The 18,154-nt window shown below is 55.7% G+C and carries 20 protein-coding genes; 9 read left to right on the plus strand and 11 right to left on the minus strand.

Going from position 1 to position 18,154, the window contains the following annotated elements:
• Positions 1 to 135: 135 nt before the first annotated feature.
• From ACSVHP_RS18330 to ACSVHP_RS18345, 4 genes are all read right to left on the minus strand, one after another.
• Complete coding sequence (locus tag ACSVHP_RS18330) at positions 136 to 819, minus strand: substrate-binding domain-containing protein (protein WP_447552653.1); 684 nt, start codon at positions 817 to 819, stop codon at positions 136 to 138.
• On the minus strand, positions 819 to 1,871 hold the full coding sequence (locus ACSVHP_RS18335; protein WP_447552654.1) for an ABC transporter substrate-binding protein: 1,053 nt from the start codon (positions 1,869 to 1,871) through the stop codon (positions 819 to 821). The genes ACSVHP_RS18330 and ACSVHP_RS18335 overlap by 1 nt, the downstream gene beginning before the upstream one ends.
• 128 nt (positions 1,872 to 1,999) lie before the next feature.
• Positions 2,000 to 2,947 (minus strand): omptin family outer membrane protease, encoded by a 948-nt coding sequence (locus ACSVHP_RS18340; protein ID WP_447552655.1) that lies wholly within the window; start codon positions 2,945 to 2,947, stop codon positions 2,000 to 2,002.
• 171 nt (positions 2,948 to 3,118) lie between these two features.
• Positions 3,119 to 3,373, minus strand: coding sequence for a hypothetical protein (locus ACSVHP_RS18345; protein WP_417312791.1), 255 nt, complete (start codon positions 3,371 to 3,373; stop codon positions 3,119 to 3,121).
• A 161-nt stretch (positions 3,374 to 3,534) separates the two neighbouring features.
• On the opposite strand from ACSVHP_RS18345, the gene mscS reads away from it, so the two are divergent.
• The 3 genes from mscS to fucR all read left to right on the plus strand — a co-directional run bounded on the left by mscS (position 3,535) and on the right by fucR (position 6,340).
• A complete protein-coding gene (gene mscS, locus ACSVHP_RS18350) occupies positions 3,535 to 4,407 on the plus strand; it encodes a small-conductance mechanosensitive channel MscS (RefSeq protein WP_447552656.1) in 873 nt (290 codons plus the stop codon).
• The gene (ydiK, locus tag ACSVHP_RS18355; RefSeq protein ID WP_447552657.1) at positions 4,407 to 5,489 is read left to right on the plus strand and encodes an AI-2E family transporter YdiK; all 1,083 of its coding nucleotides are present in this window, start codon (positions 4,407 to 4,409) and stop codon (positions 5,487 to 5,489) included. The genes mscS and ydiK overlap by 1 nt, the downstream gene beginning before the upstream one ends.
• 137 nt (positions 5,490 to 5,626) lie before the next feature.
• Positions 5,627 to 6,340, plus strand: coding sequence for an L-fucose operon activator (fucR, locus tag ACSVHP_RS18360; protein ID WP_417312795.1), 714 nt, complete (start codon positions 5,627 to 5,629; stop codon positions 6,338 to 6,340).
• Between the two features lie 37 nt (positions 6,341 to 6,377).
• Here the strand turns inward: fucR and ACSVHP_RS18365 are convergent, their stop codons facing one another.
• Together ACSVHP_RS18365 and yghX are read right to left on the minus strand one after the other, a co-directional pair.
• A complete protein-coding gene (locus tag ACSVHP_RS18365) occupies positions 6,378 to 7,925 on the minus strand; it encodes a methyl-accepting chemotaxis protein (protein ID WP_417312797.1) in 1,548 nt (515 codons plus the stop codon).
• Positions 7,926 to 8,038: 113 nt separating this feature from the next.
• Positions 8,039 to 8,929 (minus strand): YghX family hydrolase, encoded by an 891-nt coding sequence (gene yghX, locus ACSVHP_RS18370; RefSeq protein WP_234674995.1) that lies wholly within the window; start codon positions 8,927 to 8,929, stop codon positions 8,039 to 8,041.
• An 82-nt stretch (positions 8,930 to 9,011) separates the two neighbouring features.
• Between yghX and ACSVHP_RS18375 the strand changes: the two genes are divergently transcribed.
• Entirely contained in the window at positions 9,012 to 10,052 is a 1,041-nt protein-coding gene (locus tag ACSVHP_RS18375) for an aldo/keto reductase (protein ID WP_447552658.1), read from the plus strand.
• 90 nt (positions 10,053 to 10,142) lie between these two features.
• Here the strand turns inward: ACSVHP_RS18375 and ACSVHP_RS18380 are convergent, their stop codons facing one another.
• Complete coding sequence (locus ACSVHP_RS18380; RefSeq protein WP_234674993.1) at positions 10,143 to 10,631, minus strand: TIGR00645 family protein; 489 nt, start codon at positions 10,629 to 10,631, stop codon at positions 10,143 to 10,145.
• 80 nt (positions 10,632 to 10,711) lie between these two features.
• Positions 10,712 to 11,215, minus strand: coding sequence for an ESA_00282 family adhesion-associated protein (locus tag ACSVHP_RS18385; RefSeq protein ID WP_234674992.1), 504 nt, complete (start codon positions 11,213 to 11,215; stop codon positions 10,712 to 10,714).
• Positions 11,216 to 11,319: 104 nt separating this feature from the next.
• On the opposite strand from ACSVHP_RS18385, the gene ACSVHP_RS18390 reads away from it, so the two are divergent.
• The 3 genes from ACSVHP_RS18390 to ACSVHP_RS18400 all read left to right on the plus strand — a co-directional run bounded on the left by ACSVHP_RS18390 (position 11,320) and on the right by ACSVHP_RS18400 (position 13,219).
• Positions 11,320 to 11,724: a hypothetical protein gene (locus ACSVHP_RS18390; protein ID WP_447552659.1), complete on the plus strand. Its 405-nt coding sequence runs from the start codon at positions 11,320 to 11,322 to the stop codon at positions 11,722 to 11,724.
• Positions 11,717 to 12,172: a cytoplasmic protein gene (locus ACSVHP_RS18395; RefSeq protein WP_447552660.1), complete on the plus strand. Its 456-nt coding sequence runs from the start codon at positions 11,717 to 11,719 to the stop codon at positions 12,170 to 12,172. The genes ACSVHP_RS18390 and ACSVHP_RS18395 overlap by 8 nt, the downstream gene beginning before the upstream one ends.
• A 150-nt stretch (positions 12,173 to 12,322) precedes the next feature.
• On the plus strand, positions 12,323 to 13,219 hold the full coding sequence (locus tag ACSVHP_RS18400) for an SDR family oxidoreductase (protein ID WP_234674989.1): 897 nt from the start codon (positions 12,323 to 12,325) through the stop codon (positions 13,217 to 13,219).
• A gap of 87 nt (positions 13,220 to 13,306) precedes the next feature.
• On the opposite strand, the gene exbD is transcribed toward ACSVHP_RS18400, so the two are convergent.
• Positions 13,307 to 13,732, minus strand: a complete 426-nt coding sequence (exbD, locus tag ACSVHP_RS18405) for a TonB system transport protein ExbD (protein WP_234674988.1) — start codon at positions 13,730 to 13,732, stop codon at positions 13,307 to 13,309.
• 4 nt (positions 13,733 to 13,736) lie between these two features.
• Positions 13,737 to 14,468 carry a tol-pal system-associated acyl-CoA thioesterase gene (exbB, locus tag ACSVHP_RS18410; RefSeq protein WP_234674987.1) on the minus strand — a complete coding sequence of 244 codons (732 nt, stop codon included), beginning with the start codon at positions 14,466 to 14,468 and terminating at the stop codon, positions 13,737 to 13,739.
• Positions 14,469 to 14,719: 251 nt separating this feature from the next.
• Here exbB and metC point away from each other — a divergent pair, with 251 nt between their 5' ends.
• Both metC and yghB read left to right on the plus strand, forming a co-directional pair.
• Positions 14,720 to 15,907, plus strand: a complete 1,188-nt coding sequence (gene metC, locus ACSVHP_RS18415; RefSeq protein WP_447552661.1) for a cystathionine beta-lyase — start codon at positions 14,720 to 14,722, stop codon at positions 15,905 to 15,907.
• Between the two features lie 141 nt (positions 15,908 to 16,048).
• Positions 16,049 to 16,708 (plus strand): DedA family general envelope maintenance protein YghB, encoded by a 660-nt coding sequence (gene yghB / locus ACSVHP_RS18420; RefSeq protein ID WP_234674985.1) that lies wholly within the window; start codon positions 16,049 to 16,051, stop codon positions 16,706 to 16,708.
• Between the two features lie 388 nt (positions 16,709 to 17,096).
• Here the strand turns inward: yghB and ACSVHP_RS18425 are convergent, their stop codons facing one another.
• A complete protein-coding gene (locus tag ACSVHP_RS18425) occupies positions 17,097 to 17,996 on the minus strand; it encodes an AraC family transcriptional regulator (RefSeq protein ID WP_234674984.1) in 900 nt (299 codons plus the stop codon).
• Positions 17,997 to 18,154 lie beyond the last annotated feature (158 nt).

Below are 18,154 nucleotides of genomic sequence, written 5' to 3' on the forward strand. Positions count from 1 at the left end.
GCACGTTCACACGTATTGTGGTGACAGAGAAGCAAGGAACGTGAGGTGAACGGAATGACCACAACAGCCGTATGTTTCCCCTCACCCCAGCCCTCTCCCAAAGGGAGAGGGAGTAAAATGCGCCACCCGGCAAAATCACACGCCGAACCCTGCCTTTTGCAGGATCGTTTTCGCCTCCGCCGATACGAGATACTCCGCCAGCGCCTTTCCCCATGGCGTGAGCACCGCGCACCCGTACTCCGCGTGCGGATTATACGGCGCGGGGATATCAATTACCGTCAGCCCTGCTATCTCGCGCAGTTTGGCGGCGTAACTCGCATAGCCGATAAACAGATCCGCCTTCCCGTAAAGAATAACCCATTCCGCCGCCAGGCTGCCCGGCGGAATGGGTGCCGGAACGCGCCCGCCCACCAGCGCCTGCGCCCGTTTCCTCACCGCCTCGCCTGCCTCACCCATGCGGGTGAACAGTGTCTGGGCGTAATCCCCGGAAGGATCCGCCCCGGCGGTGGAGGTCGCGATACGCAGATCTTCGCGCGTCAGCAGCGTAAACCAGTCATCGCCGTCGTGCAGCCGATCGCTGCGCACGGTGAGGCAGAGCCTGTTGCTGGCAAAAGGCACCACCGATAACGCCTTACCGGCAGTCAGCAACGCGTGAGGATGCGCGAGATTCGCCGAGGCAAACAGATCGCACGGCTCGCCCGCTTCAATACGTTCCCGTAACAGCCCGGCCGGGCCGAACTGCGTTTCGACAGATTCCGGGAAGTGCACCATCAGCTCGCCCCATACCGCTCGCAGGCTACCCGCCGCCAGCGCGCGCATCAGTCGATACCCTGATACGTCGTGCGGTAGAAGCGCTGATACCAGTCGTTTGCCACCTTGCGCACGTCCACGTCTTTAAACTTCTCTGGATAGAGCTTTTTCGCCATCCACAGTTCGCCAATGCCCATCGCCTCCGGCATCGGGTAGCCCCAGGCTTTGGCGTAGTCCGGCATCAGGTAAACGCGCTGGTTTTTCACCGCGTCGATGGTCTGCCACTGGGCGCCCGTTTTAATCTCGTTGACCACTGACGGATAGCGATCCTGCACGAAGATCGCCTGCGGATCCCAGGCGATCACCTGCTCCATCGCCACGGTTTTAAAGCCCTTAATGGTCGCCGCCGCCACGTTAACCGCTCCGGCGTGGGCCATCATCAGCCCGGTATATTTGCCGGAGCCGTAGGTGGTGAGTTCCGGGTTGGCCATATAAGCGCGAACACGTTTCTCCGGCGGGATATCTTTCAGGCGATCGCTGACCATCCTGCGCCCGCGATCGGTAGCCTCGATCAGCGCCTTCGCTTCAGGCTGTTTATTGACGATCTCGCCAATCAGATGAATTCCCTCGCGCAGCCCCCGGTCGTAAGCCTGCTCTTCGTCCGCCATCGTCGGGTTCATTTTGGCTTTTTCACCGGGCGCATCGTGGCGAAGTGAAATGGCGATGACCGGAATACCGAGGCTGCTAATCTTGTCGATCATCTCCTGCGGCGCGTAGTTGGTGACAAACACCACCTGCGGCTTCAGCGCCACCAGCTTTTCCGGGTCAACGTGGGTCAGATCCCCCAGCGTCGCTTTCTGGTTCAGTTCTGGCGCCAGGCGCGCGTAGCCTTCGCCGAGCTGCTGTTTCCAGTTCGCCATGACGCCGACGATTTTGTCGGTGGCGTTCATCTGCACCAGCAGGTTCAGGGTTTGATGCTGAAGCACCACTACGCGATCAACCTCATCAGGGATCGTGACGGTGCGGCCAATCTGGTCGGTTATCTGGCGGGATGCCTGAGATGATAACGGGAGTAAAATCAGTACGCTAAACGCGACTGCCTGCCAAAAGCGCTGTTTCATAATGCCCTCACATTTTCGTTATGCAATGGATTATACAGCGATCTGACAGGCGAGTCGTGGTGTGCTTTAGGGGTAGGTTTCAGTGCAGCCCCGCTGCTGCACTGAAAAACGGCGAGGACAATGCTCTCTTAGAAAATATATTTAACCCCGGTGGTTAACATCACATTGTTATTTTCAATGCCGCTTCGTTTGGCAGCCGACAGATGGATATTCTGATCGTAATTATTTAACTGCGTGTCGCCTTTTTTATTTGTCGTTCTGCTCCAGACCCCTTCCATAAAGAGCTTTGTATTCGGCGTAATGTAATATCCAACGTTGCCTGACAGGGCGTAGAAATTCTGGTTATGCACGTCGGCAGTATAGGTTGTCGTTTTCAGGTAATGTTCGTCATTATCGGAAGAGTGAACCCATCCACTGTATTTAAACGCGCCGTCGATTTCGTAATTTTCATAGCGATAACGTCCGGTCAGGCCAATATATGGCGTGCGGTAGCGCTGCTTATAGCCAATCACGGCCACGCCATCGCTGAAGCTGCCCGTGGTTGCGCCATTGTCGTAGCGGAAGGTGCCCCCTTTGGCGGTAAAGCTGTAGCGGCTTTCCTGATATCCGGCCATCACGCCAACGCGCCAGTCCGGCTCGTTCACTATCCAGCCTGTCACATTCAGATCGTATTCGTTGGCAAAGTTAAGCCGCGTATCGGGATGATGGCTGTAATGGCTTAAGGCATTATTGTCCTTATTCAGCCAGTCATAGTCGTTCATCTCGCCGCCTTTACCCGCAAGCGTCGTCCAGCCGGATGCGCCAAGCGTGACCCACTCGATCGGCTCCCACTCCAGACGGCCTTTAACGATGGCCGCGTTGCTGTATTTCCAGTCCAGCTGGCTTATTTTTTCCTTGCCGCCGGTGCTATACACACGCTCTTTCGTTTCACCGCTAAGCGCCCCGAGGCTGGCGCTGGCGGAGAATTTTTCAGGTGAAAACCAGGTGCTCGCCTCTTCAGCGCTGACAAAACCGGCAGCCGACAGCGCCAGAAGACCGGTTAATGCCTTAAATTGATATGACCTTATTTGATGCATTTATTAGCCTGCAAAGATAGATATTAATGCTGTGGGTCAGCATTGCTGATTTCGCAGGATAATAATTGATGAAGGAGAGATAAAATAGCGCAAAGAGGGTATGACGAATCTTAAAATACGCGTGCAGAGATAAACAGGGCGGCAATAGCAGCCGCCACCCTGTTTACAGTATTAATATTTAATGTCGCGGGCTTCCTGGCGGCCGTCCTGCTTGCTCTGGCGCTTATCCTGACGGCAGTCCTGGTTACTTTTATCGTTGCTTACCACACACTGGCGCTTGTCCTGGCGCGCATCCTGGCGGGTATCCTGACGCGTATCGCGCGCCTGTCGGCGCTGCTGTGCCTGCTCCGTTGCCTGTGCAGTAGTGGCACCCGCCAGCGTTGCCAGCAGCATTGCTGCCAGCGCCCATTTAGATTTCACGTTCATGTTCATGTCCTGAAAAATACAACCGGGTTAATTATCCCTTTATTCTGGAGTTTTTTGGTTTAAGAACACAACCAATCAGCTGTCCAATAAAGGATAGCGGTTATTTTTGATAAACGCCCCAGCGGTCATTACCCTCTGCGATTTAACCTAAGAGTGCAAATATGGAAATTCAGGCTTTTCCGGGTATTCGCCAGCTAATTAGCTGGGTCGTAAATAATGAGTCGGCTATCGTTCAGGGACTCTTTAATATCATCGGAGCGTTAATTATTTTTTACTTCGGTGTACTTATCGCCCGTTTCGCCAGTTCGGGTTTTCGAAAAATACTGCTCAGTCGCAACGTGGATACCACCATCACGCAGTTTTGCAGCGCGCTGTTACGCTATGCCCTGCTGGCGTTTGCGCTTATTGCCGCGCTGGGGCGCATCGGCGTGGAAACCTCTTCGATTATCGCGGTGATCGGCGCGGCGGGCCTGGCCATTGGTCTGGCATTGCAAAGCTCCCTCTCCAACTTCGCGGCAGGGGTGATGCTGGTGACGCTGCGCCCTATCCGGGCCGGTGAATATGCAAGCGTCGGCGCGGTGGCGGGCACGATTGAAGAGGTGCATATTTTCTCCACAACGCTGCGCACCGTTGATAACAAAGTCGTGGTGATCCCTAACGGCAAAATTATCTCCGGGGAAATTATTAACTATTCACGCCAGCATCATCGCCGCGTCGATATTACCGTCGGGGTTGCCTATAACACGTCCATTGAACACGTTAAGGACGTCATCAAAACGGTGGTGTTGCTGGATCCGCGCATTATTCACAGCAAAGGCGATACCATCCGGCTGAATGAATTTGCCCCCTCGTCGCTGAATTTTGTGGTCCGCGTCTGGACGGAAAATAAAAACTACTGGGACGTCTATTTCGATTTGATGGAGAACATTAAAAATGCGCTCGATGCTAATCATATTCAAATGCCCTACCCGCAGATGGATATTCATCTGAACGATATTCGCCAGCACGTCGGCACACAGGAAATGGCTCACTGATGGAGATGATTAAACCCCAGCGCGATTTGCCTCAAACGCTGTTTAGCACCCTTATCTTTATGACGCTGCTGGTCTGCGCCCTGTGGCTGCTGCACCCGTTTTTGCTCAGCATCGTCTGGGCGGGGCTGATTGTGACGGCCACATGGCCCCTGTTTATGCTGGTGACGCGGAAACTTAAGGGCCGCAAAGGCATGGCGATTGCGGTCATGATGCTGTTCCTGACGGTGATTTTCCTGCTGCCGATGGTGTTCAGCGCGGCCATGCTTTCTCTGTCGATGGAGCACCTGCTGCAATGGTTGATGCACATGGATAAAGGGCATCTTCCGGCCTTCGATTTTCTGCTAAACATCCCGCACGTTGGCGAGAGGTTACACGACCAGTGGCAGCAGTTCATCGTCGCCCACGCCGATAATGTCTTCGCGACGCTGAAGCCGTGGATCCTGAAGGGCGCCATGATGCTGATTAAAGAGCTGGGCCAGTTTGGATCGCTGTTTATCAACGGGATCTTAATGCTGCTGGGCTGCCTGATGTTCTATCTGCACGGCAAGACCATCGCCGCCGGACTGCACCTGTTTGCGTTTCGTATCGCACGGGAGCGCGGCGCGCTGGCCATTACCCTTGCCGGAAAAACGGTGCAGACGGTGGCAATGGGCGTGGTGCTGACCGCCGTGATCCAGGCCGCCGTCGCAGGCTTGGGGCTGTTTGTCTGCCAGATACCCTCTTCCGCACTGCTCACCGGGATTATTTTCATGCTGTGCCTGATGCAGCTTGGGCCGACGATCGTGATGGTGCCTGCGGCGGTGTGGCTGCTTTACACCGGCTACCACTGGACCGGCGGGCTGCTGCTGATCTGGTCATTTGTGGCGGGCTCGCTGGACAACATTCTCAAGCCGATGCTGATTAAGCGCGGGGCGGATACGTCGCTGCTGCTGATTATGGCGGGCGTCATCGGCGGGATGCTGACCTGGGGGATGACAGGACTGATGATTGGCCCCGTTCTTCTGGCGGTTTCCTGGAAATTACTCGCCGCCTGGGTGAGCGACACGACGTCAGCCTCCACGTTTAACGCACAAACGCTGTGATAAAAGCGCACGATATTTCTGTCGGGTAAGGCTCGTTTCTTGCCCGACATTTCTGACCCCTCTTTTTTCAACAGCATATTTACATCGCTTAACAAACTGGCAAGAATCATTCTTATTTCCCGCACCGGAACGGATGCATGAAGACAGAGCGACAGCACAAGATCGTAGCGCTGTTAAGCGACAGCGGCTGGCTGACCACCGACGCGCTGGCGGCGCAGCTTGGGGTGAGCAAAGAGACTATCCGCCGGGATCTGGGGTTTCTACAGCAGCAGGGGAAGATCCTGCGCCATCACGGCCGGGCGCGCCTGATCCACCCGGGCGGCGACGGCGGCGAGCCGTTCGGCTCACGCCTGAAAAGCCACTATGCGGTTAAGGCCGATATCGCCCGCCACGCGCTGGCCTGGATAAGCGAAGGGATGACCATCGCGCTGGACGCCAGCTCCACGTGTTTCCATCTGGCGCGGCAGCTGCCAGACCTGTCTCTCACCGTCTTTACCAACAGCCTGCCCATCTGCCATGAGATGGCAAAGCGCGAGAAAATCACGCTGATCTGCGCCGGCGGCACGCTGGATCGCAAATACCGCTGCTACGTCAATCCGGCGCTGGTGACGCAGCTAAAATCCCTGGAGATCGACCTGTTTATCTTTTCCTGCGAGGGGGTGGACGAGCAGGGGATAATCTGGGATCCGGTGGCCCACAACGCCGCCTATAAAGCCCAGCTGTTAAGCCGGGCGAACCAGTCCCTGCTGCTTATCGATAAGAGTAAATTCCAGCGCGCCAGCGAGGTGAAAGTCGGGCTGATCTCTCAGGTGACCCACGTGATTCAGGGCGATAACCCTTCCAGACGTTAATAAAGGCCGCACGGGGCGGCCATTAGAGGCGTGAGGATTAGGCGGAAAGCCGGAATTTTTGTACCGAGCGCTGAAGCTCCTCGGTCTGGCGCTCCAGCGCCGAGGCGGCGGCGGAAACCTGCTCCACCAGCGAGGCGTTTTGCTGGGTCACGCCGTCCATCTGGGTGATGGCGATCCCGACCTGAGAAATGCCCTTGCTTTGCTCCTCAGAGGCGGACGCAATCTGCTTCATGATGGTGGTCACTTCGGTCACGTCGCGCAGGATCGCCTCCATCGTCGTGCCGGTGTCGTTAACCAGCTGCGCCCCCTGCTCCACGCGGCTGACGGAATCGGCGATCAGCCCTTCGATCTCTTTGGCGGCATTCGCGCTGCGGCTTGCCAGGTTACGCACCTCGCCCGCTACCACGGCAAACCCGCGCCCCTGCTCGCCCGCACGCGCCGCTTCTACGGCGGCGTTCAGCGCCAGAATGTTGGTCTGAAACGCGATGCTGTTGATCACGTTGGTGATCTCCGCAATCTTGCGCGAGCTGTCGGAAATACCGCTCATGGTGGTGACTACGTCGTCCACCAGCGAGCCGCCGCGGCTGGCGGTGGTGGAGGCGATATCGGCCAGCTCGCTAGCCTGACGCGCGCTTTCGGCGTTCAGCTTCACGGTGGCGGTAAGCTGTTCCATGCTGGCGGCAGTTTCTTCCAGCGCCGCCGCCTGCTCTTCGGTGCGGGAGGAGAGGTCGTTGTTACCGCTGGAGATTTCGGTCGCGCCGCGCCAGATGTTCTCGCTGCCGGAACGAATGGTGCTAACCGCTTCACGCAGGCTGTCCTGCATGGCGCTCAGCAGCGGAACGAGCTGTCCCACGCAGTTGCGGCCAAAGGGTTCAATCGGCTGGCTGAGATCGCCCTGGGCAATCTGGCGGAACTGATGACGAATTCGATCCAGCGGTTTCACCAGCATCGCCACCAGGTAGCGGTCGGTGAAGAGCAGGATCAGCAGGCCAATAATGGTGGCGGTGACGATCACCGTGCGGGTCATGCTGGTCAGGCCGTCGACCACCACGCGGGTGCTGTCGAGCGACGTCGCGGCAGCGTTGTTGAACTGCTCGGCGGCCGCGCCGAACGCGCGACTCAGCGGTGGCGTAACGTTATTCGCCTGCTGGCGATAGCCGTCCAGAGAGCCCTGCTGCGCCTGCTGCATTTGCGGCGTGACGCCCTGGTCGAGCAGCGCCTGCCAGGTGCCAATCACCTGTGCGGAGACCTTCTCGTCCATCGGGCCGGGAGAGAGAGATTTCATCTGCTCCAGCTTTTTGCCCATGTTGTCCAGCGCCTGCTGCGCAGAGGCCAGATCCGGCGTACCGCCAGCGGCTTTAGCCTCCATGGCGCGGCTCAGGCGGGTGACAAAGCGGAAGTACTGATCGTTGCCCTGGCTCAGCACCGTCATCTGCTGCACCAGCTGCCGGTCGACCTCGTTACCGTCCGATACTTTCGACAGCGACCAGGTGCTGTAAAGGCCAACGCCTGCCCACATCAAACAAAAGATCCCCAAAATCGCCAGCATGACGAAGCGGATCGTGAAATTACGAAGCATCTGCATAAGGTGTTTTCCTTGCCGTGAGGGTAAATTCGCCCAGAGGCGAGTCTTACCCTCGTTATCGGCAGACGCTGCGGAAAATCTAACCTTTTGTGATTATTTTCGAGGAGAAATATTCATGATTTCAGGTACTTTTCAAACCAGCTTAACGTTCGCTTCCAGGCAAGCTCCGCGGCGGGTTCATCGTACCGGGGGGTGGAATCGTTGTGAAATCCGTGGTTTACCCCCGGATAGATGTACGCTTCGTACACCTTATTATTCAATTTAAGCGCTGCTTCATAGGTGGGCCAGCCCTCATTAATATTTTTATCCAGTTCGGCGTAATGCAGCAGGATCGGCGCTTTTATCTTCGGTACGTCGGCAGCGGCGGGCTGGCGTCCGTAAAAGGGTACGGCGCAGTCCAGCTCCGGGTAGGCCACCGCCGCGGCGTTCGAGACGCCTCCGCCATAGCAAAATCCGGTGATGCCCACTTTGCCGGTGGCCTCCGGGTGCGCTTTCATAAACTCGACGGCGGCGAAGAAGTCGTTCATCAGCTTTGTCGGGTCGACCTTCTGCTGTAGCACCTTCCCCTCTTCGTCATTTCCCGGATAACCGCCCACCGAGCTTAAGCCGTCCGGCGCCAGGGCGATGTACCCGGCTTTTGCCACGCGCCTCGCAACGTCTTCGATATAGGGATTCAGCCCCCGGTTTTCGTGTACCACCACCACGGCAGGCACCTTGCCGCTGGCTTTGGCCGGTTTTACCAGATAGCCCCGCACCTCGCCGTGACCGTTGGGCGACGGGTAGTGGATGTATTCAGGAAGAATATCGGGATCGGTGAATTTGACCTGCTCCGCCAGCGCGTAGTTGGGCTTGAGCATATTGAAGAGCGCCAGCGCCGTGACGCCGCCAACCGCATAGCGCGCGGCCAGGTTGAGGAACTCACGCTTGCTGATTTTACCGTGGGCGTAATAGTCGTAGTAATCGAGCAATTCTTGCGGAAAATCTTTGGCGGTCAGGCGCGTCATCGCATATCTCCAGGAATTGTGATTTGATAAGCATAGAATGAAAACGCTGTTTCGAAAATTCATCGATAAGAAAGGAGACATCATGTCCTGGCAACCCTACCCTGGCCGCTATGAAAGTATGCAGTACCGCTACTGCGGAAAAAGCGGCCTGCGCCTGCCCGCCCTGTCGCTGGGGCTGTGGCACAGTTTTGGTCACGTACAGGCGCTCGATTCCCAGCGCGCGCTGCTGCGTAAAGCCTTCGATCTCGGTATTACCCATTTCGATCTCGCTAACAACTACGGCCCGCCGCCGGGCAGTGCAGAAGAAAACTTTGGCCGTCTGCTGCGGGACGATTTGGCCGCCCACCGCGATGAGCTGATTATCTCCACCAAAGCGGGCTACGACATGTGGCCTGGGCCTTATGGATCGGGCGGCTCCCGCAAGTACCTGCTCGCGAGCCTCGACCAGAGCCTGAAACGCATGGGGCTGGAGTATGTGGATATTTTCTATTCTCACCGGGTGGATGAAAACACGCCGATGGAGGAGACCGCTTCCGCGCTGGCGCACGCCGTGCAAAGCGGTAAGGCGCTGTACGTCGGGATTTCGTCGTACTCGACGGAGCGCACGCAGAAAATGGCTGAGCTGCTGGCCGAATGGAAAATCCCGCTGCTGATCCATCAGCCCTCCTACAACCTGCTAAACCGCTGGGTGGATAAAACCGGGCTGTTGGATACGCTCGCCGCCAACGGCACGGGCTGTATCGCCTTCACCCCGCTGGCGCAGGGTCTGCTGACCGGAAAATACCTGAACGGGATCCCGGAGGGGTCGCGGATGCAGCGCGAGGGCAAAAAAGTGCGCGGCCTGACGGAGAAAATGCTGACGGATGCCAACCTGAACAGCCTGCAACTGCTGAACAAAATGGCCCACGCGCGCGGGCAGACGATGGCGCAGATGGCGCTAAGCTGGCTGCTGAAAGACGATCGCGTGACGTCGGTACTGATTGGCGCAAGCCGCCCGGAACAGCTGGAGGAGAACGTACAGGCGCTGAATAACCTACGTTTTACGGATGAAGAGCTGAAGCAGATTGACCAGCACGTTGCGGATGGCGAGCTGAATTTGTGGCAGGCGTCGTCGGATAAGTAGTTCTATCCGTTCCCCTCACCCTAACCCTCTCCCCAAGGGAGAGGGAACTGCTCGGTGCGACCTTTCTCCCTTGGGGTAAGGTGTAGTACTTTACTTCTTACTGATCTTATCCAGATACCCCATCACAAACGCCGACAGCACAAACGTCAGGTGAATAATCACATACCACATCAGCTTATTATCCGGCACGTTCTTGGCGTCCATAAACACGCGCAGCAGGTGAATGGATGAAATGGCCACAATCGACGCTGCCACTTTATTCTTCAGCGACGACGCATCCATTTTACCCAGCCAGTTCAGCTTCTCTTTATGTTCGGAAATATTCAGCTGCGACACAAAATTCTCGTAGCCGGAGAACATCACCATCACCAGCAGCCCGCCGACCAGGGTCATATCCACCAGCGACAGCAGCACCAGAATCAAATCGGCTTCTGCGATAGAAAAAATACTGGGCAGAACGTGCAGGATTTCCTGGAAGAATTTAATGGCCAGCGCGATCAGCGCCAGAGAAAGCCCAAAATAGACGGGTGCCAGTATCCAGCGAGAGGCGTACATTGCGTTTTCAAAGAAGCGTTCCATAGTGTCCTGTCTGCAAACGAAACCAGCGCGCAGTATATCGCAACGGCGCTGACTGTTTGCAAGAGCAAAACTTTAAAACCCTATACGTCGTCAGGATTAACGTCGGGGCGGGCATATTCAGGCCAAACCAGCACCACCAGCTCCGGATAGGCTTCCAGGCTAAACTCACGGAAACACTGGCGCAGGTTTAACACATCTAAATCCGAGTACGACACTTTCTCGCCATTGAGACAGCGCTTCTTGATGTTGTCATAATATTTATACACCGCGGAATTGAGGTCGCTGCAACGGCGCTGCGCTTCAAATAATCCCGGCGTGTCATTAATTTGCGCCATCTTCATCCGCTTAATAGTGGCATGAAGGAAGTCGATATATTCATGGTTAACTCGCCAGTACCAAACCGGGGTGACGGAGTTCATTAAAACGGAGAAATGATCTTCCCCCTCCTCTTTTGTCATCGGCTCAGGCTGTGGTGATTCACCGGCGTGTTTTGACTCTTTGGTTTTATTGAACTCTTGCATCAATAAAAGCACGCCAGCGGTCAGTAATAGTAATGTAATGACCGTGAAAAAAATGCTGTTCATGGGTAGGCTCCATTTTTTTTGATTTTAAAATTGCCTCATGTTATTGTCAACGAATCTCACGCCTTTTCCAACCCCACCCTGTTGAAATTAAAGGAAATTAAAAAATGCTGCCTGACAATCTTGTCCCGGCTAAATACCACATTACGCCTGCGGAACAGCAACCGGTGGAAGCAGAAAAAGAGGCGAATTTCACTCAGGGAAAAAGAAAACTCTCCGATTTCGAAGCAGACATATTAATTGGTGTTTCCCGAACAGGGAAGTCCCGTAATATGGTGCTGGAAGAGCACGATCGCCATATTAAAGATCGCCTGTTCCGCGCGGTTAAAATTGAAGCCTTTGTTCATCTGCTTAACGATCTTCAGGCCGAAGGCGAAATAGATGCCCAAAAACTCAGCCAAATAATTTCCGATAAAACCAAAGAAATAAACGAAGCGGGCAATGAAATTTGGCTTAATTTAATTACCCGAGAGAAAAACAACCCTATTTTTTATCAGCTGGGGGATGATTAGCGTGAAAGTTAACAACGATAACAACGTTTATTTGACTTTAGATGACAAAAAAAGTGACGAGTTTATCTTAAAGCAAAATCTCGACGCCTTAAAAAACACAAAGAATGTGGAGATGTCGCGTATTACCCAAGATCTGGTGTCAATACCCGCCACGCTGGTGCGCCTGAAATGGCAGAACCGTCGCGAGATTTATGCCTTGCAGGTAAAAGAAGAAATTTATGGCGCTGTCATTAACGACATTATTGAGCAACGCCCGGAGCTGAAAGAAAAAATTCTTGGCCGCCTCGAAGCGAACTATCAATATCTGCTCGCGAGAGAAACCGCCACCCTGCGTCTGACCCGCAAATTATCTGACGGCGACTACCGCACGTCGAACGTCACACGCGTCGCGCTGGACGAAGACGCGCTGGCACCGGGTATTAATACCGCCACCGAATCACACGACTAATCCCTTCTACTGAATGCCCTGCCGTCGTCACATCCAATAATGACGTTGATCGTCATCACGATTTAATGATTTCAGGATTATCCTGAATTTGCCCCAGCCCCGGTAATAGTCACTACCCTTAGTAGTGAACTCAACAACAAGGAGCTTCTCATGGCAAATGACCAGACGAAAATTCAGGATCCCACCACGCAGTACTACACCGGTGAATACCCTAAGCAGAAGCAACCCGCCCCTGGCGTACAGGCCAAAATGACGCCAGTGCCTGACTGTGGCGAGAAGAGCTACAAGGGCAGTGGACGACTCCAGGATCGTAAGGCGCTGGTGACAGGGGGCGATTCCGGTATCGGACGCGCTGCCGCCATTGCTTACGCGCGTGAAGGTGCTGACGTAGCTATTAACTATCTGCCCGCCGAGGAAGAAGATGCGCAGCAGGTAAAACAGCTGATTGAAGAGGCCGGGCGCAAAGCGGTGCTGATCCCCGGCGATTTGAGCGACGAATCCTTTGCCCGCTCGCTGGTGCATAAGGCGCACGAGGCCCTGGGTGGGCTGGACGTGCTGGCGCTGGTAGCCGGTAAACAGACGGCGGTGGAGAAGATTGCCGATCTGACAACCGAGCAGTTTAAGCAAACCTACGCGGTGAACGTGCTGGCGCTATTCTACATCACCCAGGAGGCGATCCCGCTGCTGCCGGCCGGTTCGAGCATCGTGACGACCTCGTCGATTCAGGCGTATCAGCCGAGTCCACACCTGTTGGACTATGCGTCCACCAAGGCGGCCATTCTCAACTACAGCCGCGGGCTGGCGAAACAGGTGGCGGAAAAAGGCATTCGCGTGAACGTGGTCGCGCCGGGTCCAATCTGGACGGCGCTGCAAATCTCCGGCGGTCAGACGCAGGATAAAATCCCGCAGTTTGGTCAGCAGACGCCGATGAAGCGCGCGGGCCAGCCGGCAGAGCTGGCACCGGTGTACGTCTATCTGGCGAGCCAGGAATCAAGCTACGTGACGGCAGAGGTGCACGGCGTGTGCGGTGGGGAACATCTGGCGTAATACTCAGATAGCGTTGCACGGACAACTCCCTCTCCTTTTGGGAGAGGGAATAAGCATTAAAAAAGGCAACTTACGTTGCCTTTTCTTTTATTTCGCTGCGGCTTTCTCTTCACCGACCAGCCCAATCTTCAGGTAACCCGCCTGATGTAGCGTGTCCATTACCCTCATCATGGTCTCGTAATCCACGGTTTTATCCGCGCGGAAGAAGACGGTGGTGTCTTTCTTGCCGCCCGTCAGCGTGTCCAGCGCCGGGATAACCGAGTCGTCGGTCACCGGATCGTTGCCGAGGAACATCGATTTATCGGCCTTCACCGACAGATAAATCGGTTTCTCAGGGCGCGGCTGCGGCTGGCTGGAAGAGGCCGGCAGGTTCACCTTCACGTCAACCGTCGCCAGCGGCGCAGCCACCATGAAGATAATCAGCAGAACCAGCATAACGTCGATAAACGGCGTCACGTTGATTTCATGCATTTCGCCGTTATCGTCCAGGTTTTCGTTAAGACGCATTGCCATAAGATCAACCTACGCGCAGTTTAGACGCAGCGTGAACCGGTTTAGCGGAGCTGGCGTTCAGATCCAAATCGCGGCTTTGCAGCAGCAGAACCTGCGCCGCAACGTCACCGAGTGTAGCTTTGTAGCTGCCAATCATACGCGCGAAGATGTTGTAGATAACCACCGCAGGAATCGCCGCAACCAGACCGATGGCCGTTGCCAGCAGCGCTTCTGCGATACCCGGCGCAACGACGGCCAGGTTAGTGGTTTGGGTCTGGGCGATGCCGATGAAGCTGTTCATGATGCCCCAGACGGTACCAAACAGACCAACGAACGGGGAAATGGCGCCGATGGTAGCCAGATAACCGTTACCGCGGCCCATGTAACGACCTACGGCCGCCACGCGGCGCTCCAGGCGGAAGCCGGTACGCTCTTTAATGCCGTCGTTATCGTCACTGCCTGCGGAGAGTTCCAGCTCGTTCTGAGCTTCGTTCACTAAAAGGGTGGTCAGGCTTTTCGCGTGGAAAGAGGAGGTCATGTCAGACGCCTGCTCCAGAGAGCGGGCTTCAGCCAGCTGCTTCTGTTCGCGCTTGAGGCGACGCTTTTGCGAAATAAGCTCAGCGCTCTTGCTGAAGAAAATAGCCCAGGTGACAACGGAGGCCAGGATCAGGCCGATCATCACAATCTTAACCACGATGTCAGCATGATGATACATGCCCCAGACGGAGAGATCCGTCTGCATCAAATTATTACCCACTCTGTATCTCCAGGACGCAAATCACAAAATCTGAGCATAATAATATCAAAACATCGTCGAATTGATAGTAGTTCTCATTAGTATTTACATATTGCCGCAAAATCGTTTCATTTTCCTTGCGCTTAAACAGGAAAAATTTTCTGAGCGCCAATTCTAGAAAATTTTGTGCTTATTCGAACAGCAGAGAAGCACACATTTTTACTTTCATGGTAGTCTGGACGTCCAGACGTATAAAAACAGGGTTGGCGAACATGACGAAGAAGCATCTTGATACCACGCTGGTACAGGCCGGACGCAGCAAAAAATATACTCAGGGCTCGGTGAACAGCGTGATCCAGCGGGCCTCCTCACTGGTATTTGATACCCTGGAGGAGAAAAAAATTGCCACGCGCAACCGCGCCAAAGGCGGGCTGTTTTACGGTCGTCGCGGCACCCTAACCCATTTCTCGCTCCAGGAAGCCATGTGCGAACTGGAAGGCGGCGCAGGCTGCGCCCTGTTCCCCTGTGGCGCGGCGGCCGTCGCCAATACCATTCTGGCGTTCGTGGAACAGGGTGACCACATCCTGATGACCAACACCGCCTACGAGCCGAGCCAGGATTTCTGCACCAAAATCCTCAGCAAGCTCGGCGTGACCACCGGATGGTTCGATCCGACGATCGGCGAAGGCATCGCAGAGCTGATCCAGCCCAATACCCGCATCGTGTTCCTGGAATCACCGGGGTCGATCACCATGGAAGTTCACGACGTCCCGGCGATCGTCAGGGCGGTTCGCAGCAAAGCGCCGGACGCCATTATCATGATCGACAATACCTGGGCGGCGGGCGTGCTGTTTAAGGCGCTGGAATTTGACATCGATATCTCGATTCAGGCGGCGACCAAATACCTGATTGGGCACTCCGACGGCATGATTGGCACGGCGGTGTCGAACGCCCGCTGCTGGGATCAGCTGCGTGAAAATGCCTACCTGATGGGGCAGATGGTGGACGCGGATACCGCCTACATGACCAGCCGAGGCATTCGCACGCTGGGCCTGCGCCTGCGTCAGCATCATGAAAGCAGCCTGAAAGTCGCCGAATGGCTGGCGCAGCATCCGCAGGTTGAGCGCGTGAACCACCCTGCGCTGCCGGGCAGCGTTGGGCATGAATTCTGGCAACGTGACTTTACGGGCAGCAGCGGCCTGTTCTCATTTGTGCTGAAAAAACGGCTGAGCAACGACGAGCTCGCCACCTATCTGGATAATTTTACCCTCTTTAGCATGGCCTACTCATGGGGCGGTTTTGAGTCGCTGATTTTGCCGAATCAGCCGGAGCAAATCGCGGCGCTGCGCCCCGGCGGCGAGGTGGACTTCAGCGGCACCTTAATTCGTTTGCACATTGGTTTAGAAGATGTTGACGATTTACTTGCCGATTTAGCGGCAGGGTTTGAACGTATCGTGTAGAGTGCTGGCTGAAGTGTACGCCTGGACGGTTTTGTGAACATTTTTACACGAAAAGTCTGCATGACTTGCGCCCGCGATCAACCCCGTCGGGCCAGTCAGGGTGTACAATAGCGCTCTATCCGTTGTTCCACAGGAAAGTCCATGGCTGTTATTCAAGATATTATTTCGGCACTCTGGCATCACGATTTTGCCGCGCTGGCGGACCCGCACGTTGTGGGGATTGTTTACCTCGTGATGTTTGCGACCCTGTTTCTGGAAAATGGATTACTGCCCGCCTCGTTTCTTCCCGGCGACAGCCTGCTGTTGTTGGCCGGTGCGTTAATCGGCAAAGGGGTGATGGACTTCACGCCGACCATGGTCATTCTGACCTCCGCCGCCAGCCTCGGCTGCTGGTTAAGCTATTTGCAGGGTCGCTGGCTCGGCAACACGCGCGTGGTGAAAGGCTGGCTGGCCCAGCTCCCGCATAAATACCACCAGCGTGCGACCTGCATGTTTGACCGCCACGGCCTACTCGCGCTGCTTGCCGGGCGTTTTCTGGCCTTTGTCCGCACGCTACTGCCAACCATGGCGGGCATCTCTGGCCTGTCGAATCGCCGTTTCCAGTTCTTTAACTGGCTGAGCGCGCTGCTGTGGGTGGGCGTAGTGACCTCGCTCGGCTATGCGCTGAACATGATCCCGTTTGTGAAACGTCATGAAGATCAGGTGATGACTTTCCTGATGATCCTACCAATTTTCCTGCTGGTTGCCGGACTGGTGGGGACAATTGCGGTAGTGATTAAGAAGAAGTATTGCAGCGCGTGATCCCCTCACCCTGACCCTCTCCCCCAGGGAGAGGGAACTGTTCCAGCGACTCCAGTACCTGCAAATGGCACCCTGGTCCGGCTGTAAATCGCCGAAGCGTTTCCGCAATGCCGGGGCGAGGCGCATGGACGCGCCGAGAGGGCATAGCCTGCATGGATGCAGGCTGGTGCCCGACCCGATAGCATGAAGGAATAAGCTGAGGGCCACCGCGAAGCGGCGATTTTCTTGCCGGGAGCCCGGGTGGTCAGGGAGGCGGCGGTGAGCCTCCCTGACACGTTCACACGTATTGTGGTGACAGAGAAGCAAGGAACCTAAGGTGAACGGAATAACCACCACAGCCGTATGTTCCCCTCACCCTGACCCTCTCCCACAGGGAGAGGGAAAAACTCTAAACTCCCTGCATTGTTCTGATACGTGACGCATCTTCCCCCGGCGTCACGCCAAAGTAGCGCTTAAACTCCCGACTGAACTGCGACGCGCTTTCATACCCGACCCGCATTGCCGCCGCGCTGGCCTTCATGCCGTCGTGGATCATCAGCATCCGCGCTTTGTGCAGGCGGTACGTTTTCAGATATTGCAGCGGCGAGGTGCTGGTCACGGATTTAAAATTATGGTGAAACGCCGACACGCTCATGTTGGCCTCCGCCGCCAGCTGGTCGACGCTGAGGTTTTCCGTGTACTGGCTCTCAATGCGTTTCAAAACGCGGCTAATCAGGCTGAAATGGGTCTGACGGCTCACCAGCGCCAGCAGCGCCCCGCCCCCCGGCCCGAGCAGCACGTGATAGAGAATTTCGCGGATAATCTGCTTGCCGAGAATGCGCGCGTCCAGCGGCCGTTCCATCACGTCCAGCAGACGCTCAATCGCACAGAGGATTTCATCGGACAAGGTCGCGGAGTTAATCCCGCTTGCCGCCATCGACGGCTGGAAGAGTTCGTCTTCGCCGATGTCCATTAGCAGCTCCTGCAACTGGAGAATATCCACGTTCAGGCGAATACCCGCCAGCGGCACCGCCTCCGTCGCGAAGGTTTCACATTCGAAGGGTAAAGGTACCGTCAGCAGCAGATATTCATTGGTGTCGTAACGAAACACGCGCTCGTTGATATACCCAATTTTATGCCCGGAAAAGAGAAACACGATGCCCGGCTGGTACATCACCGGGGTGCGGGTTCCCGGCTGCGTGCCGTAGAGCAGGCGGATATCAGGCAGCATCTCGCTTAGGCTATTTTCTTTTACTTTCAGCCTGTTAATTTGCGAGGTGAGCTGAAGGCAAATCTCTTCACGGTTCATTTTAACTTACTCCGGGTACGGTTTCCGACCTTCACAGTGTGCGCAGTTTCTCTCGATTTCTCCAGCGCTCTGTAGAAATGGGCAAGACATCGGCAGGAATGTGCATTGAGAGGATAGCGCCGGATGGCCACAATGTGCAGCATCAGGTAGCCATCTGC

The organism is Enterobacter sp. 186315 (assembly GCF_053290175.1).